6 protein-coding genes are annotated in these 5,209 nt (G+C 61.0%); 4 read left to right on the top strand and 2 right to left on the bottom strand.

From position 1 onward, the window contains the following. Nucleotides 1-379: 379 nt before the first annotated feature. From EDF61_RS18620 to EDF61_RS18610, 3 genes are all read left to right on the top strand, one after another. Nucleotides 380-1,192, top strand: a complete 813-nt coding sequence (locus EDF61_RS18620; RefSeq protein ID WP_133835119.1) for a hypothetical protein — start codon at nt 380-382, stop codon at nt 1,190-1,192. 869 nt (nt 1,193-2,061) lie between these two features. Beyond that, on the top strand, nt 2,062-2,268 hold the full coding sequence (locus EDF61_RS18615; protein ID WP_133835118.1) for a hypothetical protein: 207 nt from the start codon (nt 2,062-2,064) through the stop codon (nt 2,266-2,268). 95 nt (nt 2,269-2,363) lie between these two features. After that, nucleotides 2,364-2,606, top strand: coding sequence for a hypothetical protein (locus EDF61_RS18610; RefSeq protein WP_133835117.1), 243 nt, complete (start codon nt 2,364-2,366; stop codon nt 2,604-2,606). Nucleotides 2,607-2,758: 152 nt separating this feature from the next. On the opposite strand, the gene EDF61_RS18920 is transcribed toward EDF61_RS18610, so the two are convergent. Together EDF61_RS18920 and EDF61_RS18605 are read right to left on the bottom strand one after the other, a co-directional pair. Next, nucleotides 2,759-2,896 (bottom strand): hypothetical protein, encoded by a 138-nt coding sequence (locus EDF61_RS18920; protein WP_166650887.1) that lies wholly within the window; start codon nt 2,894-2,896, stop codon nt 2,759-2,761. 490 nt (nt 2,897-3,386) lie between these two features. Continuing rightward, nucleotides 3,387-4,400, bottom strand: a complete 1,014-nt coding sequence (locus tag EDF61_RS18605) for a DUF932 domain-containing protein (RefSeq protein ID WP_133835116.1) — start codon at nt 4,398-4,400, stop codon at nt 3,387-3,389. 502 nt (nt 4,401-4,902) lie between these two features. Here EDF61_RS18605 and EDF61_RS18600 point away from each other — a divergent pair. Then, the coding region (locus tag EDF61_RS18600) for a hypothetical protein (protein WP_208294310.1) at nt 4,903-5,209 on the top strand (307 nt) is incomplete at its 3' end.

Genomic DNA, 5,209 nt, shown 5'->3' with positions numbered 1-5,209 from the left:
GGCTCACCTGGTGAGGGAATTCCTTCTTCGACCTGGCTCACGCCCAGGGCCCAGTGTTCTCCAGCGCGGACCAGGCGCGGTACCTTGTGCTCACCTCGTTGCATGGGCAGACAGCGGAGCTGTTTGCCTCTCGGCTAGAGGACCTGCCTTCTCGCCGTGGCGCGCTTGCCGTGCATCTCGTGTGTCAGCATTTGCTGAGATTCAACTAGTGGCCTATCGGTCCTGTTTCGGTCTTCTGGGCTGGGCGGGGTCGGGAGAGTGATTCCGGCGCGGCTCTGGTCTCAGGGTCCGGGCAGGGGTGCTGGATCCGTGTTTCTGTGGGGGGTGGCTGGTAGGTTTTGATCTCAAACCCTCTGAGAAGGGCACATGAAAGGAGCCTGTGATGCGCTGGGCCTTATTCGACGGTACCCAACAGATCGACGCAACGGAACTGCGCGAGCAAGACCGTGGGGACTACCGGGACCATTTGAGCTGCCTTGACCAGGAGTGCGCCGCACCGATGCACTGGCGTAAGCGCTCCAAGGACGGAAAAGCCGCGACGTTCTTCGGACATCACGCAACGGGTTGCGAGTATGGTTCGAAGATCGAAGAGCAGAGTGAACTGCAACGAGCTGTCGAAGAATTCAACGCTATCGCCAACACCGCGGACGAGCTGGTCATCCGTCTTGATCCTCTGCCCCAGAACCGGCCGGTCACCGATAACACTCCCGGCGCCACCGGAACACCGGGGCGGGCCCACCGGCATCAAGGCGCTGACAGGCAGCGGCGTGCAGGGTCGGTAGGCTACGGGCCTTTGCTGGGCAAGCTGATCACTGATCCGGATTTCCGCCGCAGCAGAAGGGCTTTGACGCTGAGCGATCGAACCCGCACGACGATCGCCGATGGTTGCGTTCACGTCGATGAATTCACCCTTAGAAGCACCACGATGATCCTCTGGGGACAGGTCCACCACGCACAAGGATACTTCCTAGATACCGGCTATACGAGCGAGAAAAAGCCTGCCGTCAGACTCCGCAAAGAGGTGCTCGCCGAGCTGCTGCAAGCCAAGAAGCTGTCCGGTATCAGCGACTTCAGCGGGTGGTATTTCATTGTAGAAGGCCGCTTCCAGGAAAGCTCCACTGGTGGGCCATATGTGTCGCTCGACAACGCCCAGAAGATCGCTTTTCTCCCGCCCCAGATCCCAACGAGCTAACCCGCAGGAGGCTGGGGGACATACCATCGCACGGCCTCCTGCAGCGAGGACCAGCCAGCCCCTTCCTGGACCAGGGACTCGGTCCAGAGCTCTGAGCATGCTCCTTGGACGCTGACTTCATGCCTTGCGCTCGCCGTGTACCCGTTACCAGGAACTAACGCAGTGAGGCCGTGGGGTCTTCACCGTGGACTGGACGATGAGGCACCACGGTTTTGAATCGCAGACGGCATGATGCGCTGCCAGGCACGGCGGGGACATACCATCACGCGGCCGCCGGCAGCGAGGGCCGGCCGGCGCATCTTATGGATGAGGTCCTAGCCTCCGGCGGTGCATTCTTTGGCTTCCTTCAACTGCAGAACCAGGCGACTGAGGACGACCCCTGCTTCCTGGGCGCCGACCCGCGGGCGGGGTACGTCCCTCCCGGACAGACAAGGCTATTACGCAGCAACCTGCACTACCAGCGCTATTTAGCCGTCATCTGGCCGCAGTGGGATCCAAATGTCCCACAGCTTGCGGGACATTCGTCGGGGGCTATATCCGAGTTCTGCACGAGGAGCATCTTGCCGCGGCCCTGGACTGGACCGAACCCGGAGAAGAATAACGCTCCATGCTCCTGGGCCACGGCTACTGCAGCGACCCAGGAGGGGGGACATACCACCAGCCAGGCCTGCAGCATATCCGACGAGCGCCTCCAGCACTGACCCAATCAGCGCACCTGCGCCCGCCGACGGTATACCCCAGGTCCCGCAGCTCCAAGAAGCAGACCCCACCCGAAGACGGTACGTCCCGCACTCAAACCGCCTCGTCTCATCTGCGCTCGCCGTAGGCTTGATGTGTAGCTCCAGAACACCGGGGAAGGGGAGTGCCTGTTGGGAAAGCCCGTGTACACGGTCGAAGCTGAGCCAGATGGCCGCTGGTGGTCCTTGCAGTGCGTGCAGGTCCCGGCCGCGATCAGTCAGGTCGCAGAGCTGAACCAGGCAGCCGAAACGATCCGGGAGGCCATCGCCTGGATCGAAGGCATCGACCCAGGGTCCTTCGATGTCGAGCTCATCGAGAAAGGCGCCGGCGGCAGCTAGCAGGACGGTATGTCCCCTTGAAGGAAGCCAGGCACGTCGCCTGCAGAAGATCACAGCCTCAGAAAACCCAAAGGGCCAGGACTTCAAAGGCCGGTATGTTTAAGCTGCTTCAGCTTGCGGAATGCCGGTTCACCGTACCGCCGTTGCTCATCGATCTCGATGCTCTCAGCGCCCAGTCTCAGGATGCATTCGCCTCCAGCCCCGCGGCACACCGCGGTACCCGGGACACCGACGTATTGGCCCGTGAGCAAAACCAGCACATCAGTGCTGCGCTCATTGCCTGGTTTACCGCCCAGCAACTGAAGCTCACCGACAGCAGAGCAACTCGCAGCCCTTGAAGACCCCCAGGGAGGGGACATACCGCCCCGCGGGATCCTGCAGCAGATCCGGCCGCGGGCGCCATCCCTCAACCAGGTCCACGGCCATCGACTGGTACCGCGGTACGTCCTGCGCCTCACCACCCAGGCCTACCAGGAAGACATCATCCTTCTCAGGCACGGCCCCACAGCGGTACGTCTCCCACCCCACCGACCTTCCACGCCGGCACCTCGACCACCTGGTACCCAAGACCTACCACTTCGACGGCGCTCGCCGAGGAAGCCAGCACCTTGGTACCTGGTCGCTGCACGCCGGCGCCTTCCCATCATGGACGGTATGTCCCAGGCCTCGGGCAGCCAGGCGCAACACCGAGCAAAAGATCCACCAGATAAACCACACCCAAGAAAATCACCAGATGATGAACCACGAAAACCCTGAAAAACCAATAAATTTACCCCAAGATTCTAGATTTAAAATCTAACAACCCAACACGCCAAACAACGCCCGACCCACCCCCACGAGCGACACCCCGCACACCAGGCAGAGGTACCCAAGACATACCGCCAAGGCACGCAGGCACCACACCTGCAGCAGATCCCCGACCTGGCCACCCTCTGGGGGACATACCGCCCAGCGACCTCGCTGCAGCAGACACCAAGAACCAAGACCCGACCCACCGCACACACCAGCAAGGCCACAGAACACCCACAGAGCTTCGCTCGCGCTCGCCGGTAGGTGTTTGGTGCTGTGGGTATGGCTAAGGCCGGGAAACGGTGGTTTCCCGGCCTTGTGTGGTGTGTTTAGGCGTTGGCGAGGGCGAATGCTTGGTGTTTGAGGTTGACGGAGTTCTTGCCGAGGCTGGAGAGTGCGCGGGCGGTGTTTTCGTTGTCGGCCCACTGGTTGCGTTGGGTTGGTGCGTAGTGGTCGATGTATTCGGTGACGGCTTGGTATCCAGCCCAGCGGGTGCCCCGGATAGGGGCGTTGGTGCTGGCCTCGGTGAAGAGGAAGTCGAAGGTGTTGCGCTTCTCGCGGTAGGTGTCGTGGACGCGGGTGGTGGCATCCTTTGAGGGGGCAGGGAAGAGCTTGTCGATGTACTTAAGGAAGTGGTCTTCTGCCATGGTCTGCTGGATCATTTGCTCGGCTGCCAGCTGGAACTGGTCTTGGAACTTGAACGCGAGGTTGAGGGCTTGGCGGGCTGCTTCGATGTTGCTCTTGGCGCTGCGCGTATGGCGGATGGAGAAGGTGCTGACCGCGTTATTCAGCGCTGCGCGTTGGGTGTTGGCGCAGACTACGCGGATTGGGGTGACAACGAAGCGGAATGGAGCGGAGCCATCGTGGCTGTTCATTGCTGCGATGTAGAGGTCGACGCGGTCGACGTCGCCGACGAGCATGTGCTCGGGCAGTTTCATGGTGACGAAGACTTCCCGGCCACCGCGTAGGGAACCGGCAGTTTCGAAGTGGGCGCCGGACTGGTCTACAAGCTGGTTGAGCAGCTCGGTGTGTTCCTCGTTTTGGATGGGCTGGTAGACCTTGCCGACGACGCCCAGGGGCTCGCGTTGGCCGTTGAAGGGATTGGTGCGCACAGTGGCGTATTTGCCGTTGACGGGCAAGTGGAGCTCGTTGCCGTCGGAGTCGGTGCTGGTGGCGGTCAGTGGGGCCTTGTGTACGTTCCAGCCGGAGAGGTAAGCCAGTTCGAGGGCTACCTCGGCTGTCTGGGCTTCTACAGTGGTGGTTCCCAGCGCGTGCCATGCGGATTTGCGGGCTGCGAAGAATGCTGCGCGGCCGTCTGCTGCGGTTTCGATTTCGTGTGCCATGAGCCTATCGATTCTCGGGTAAATGATCTGACATAAACCATCATATGCTGAGAACCATATTTAGATCAAGTAAGACTTTACTAAATTTAAATTCCGGCCTCTAAACACCCACAAGCAGTTCCACCAGAAAGCCCCTGAGGGCAGCAACGCAATATCGTTTTGAGCCTCGCCCAGGAATGCGCAAGCTCCTCCCTGATCGGGCGTGCATAGCTACCAGGACAGAGCCCCAGCGCTCCCGAAGTCAACCTCAGATCACGACAGGGCAGACCCGGATGAAGCATCTCGGGCGCGCGGGGCCTAAGGCTGCGCAGTAGGGGGAGCCTTAATGAGCCCCATATGGCACAACATATGTTTACAACTATGTAATATCATAGGTAAGATCATAGTGTGGTTTCACCAGCACCGATTGAAAATATCTTGTTTGACATGGTGAAACATGATAGAATTCTAGCATCTACAAAATCAACGGAGACATACTAGCCACGCAGGGGAGGGGATTCCAGTGAAGCAGAGCAACGCACAGGCCGAAGCAGTCAAGCCCAGCTGGCCAACCGCCGGCCCATCAGCAGGCATCGCGACCGAGGCGACCCCCACCTCGTCCAAAGCCCTCTTCGCAACCACCAGCGCACCCGCAACTGCCCGACGTGGCGACACCCCGGCCAGTGAAAAGCGGCGCGTCAGCGACCGCCCGAAGGCTAACAACGCGACGCAGGCACGACGAGACCAGGGCGCCCGACAGGGCGGCACCCAGTGCGCCAGCACTGGGAAGGAGCGGGGCCGCCAGGCCCCTAGCTCGCTGCCCCCCCCCC

The sequence above is a fragment of the Arthrobacter sp. JUb115 genome (genome assembly GCF_004365035.1).
Classification (GTDB): Bacteria; Actinomycetota; Actinomycetes; order Actinomycetales; family Micrococcaceae; genus Glutamicibacter.
The sequence above is the reverse complement of the archived record's forward strand: the minus strand, read 5'-3'. Positions and strand labels throughout refer to the sequence as shown.

Excerpts from the sequence above, each read along its gene's own strand:
- EDF61_RS18610 (WP_133835117.1), top strand. The coding sequence starts at position 2,364 with ATGTTTAAGCTGCTTCAGCTTGCGGAATGCCGGTTCACCGTACCGCCG.
- EDF61_RS18605 (WP_133835116.1), bottom strand. The coding sequence starts at position 4,400 with ATGGCACACGAAATCGAAACCGCAGCAGACGGCCGCGCAGCATTCTTC.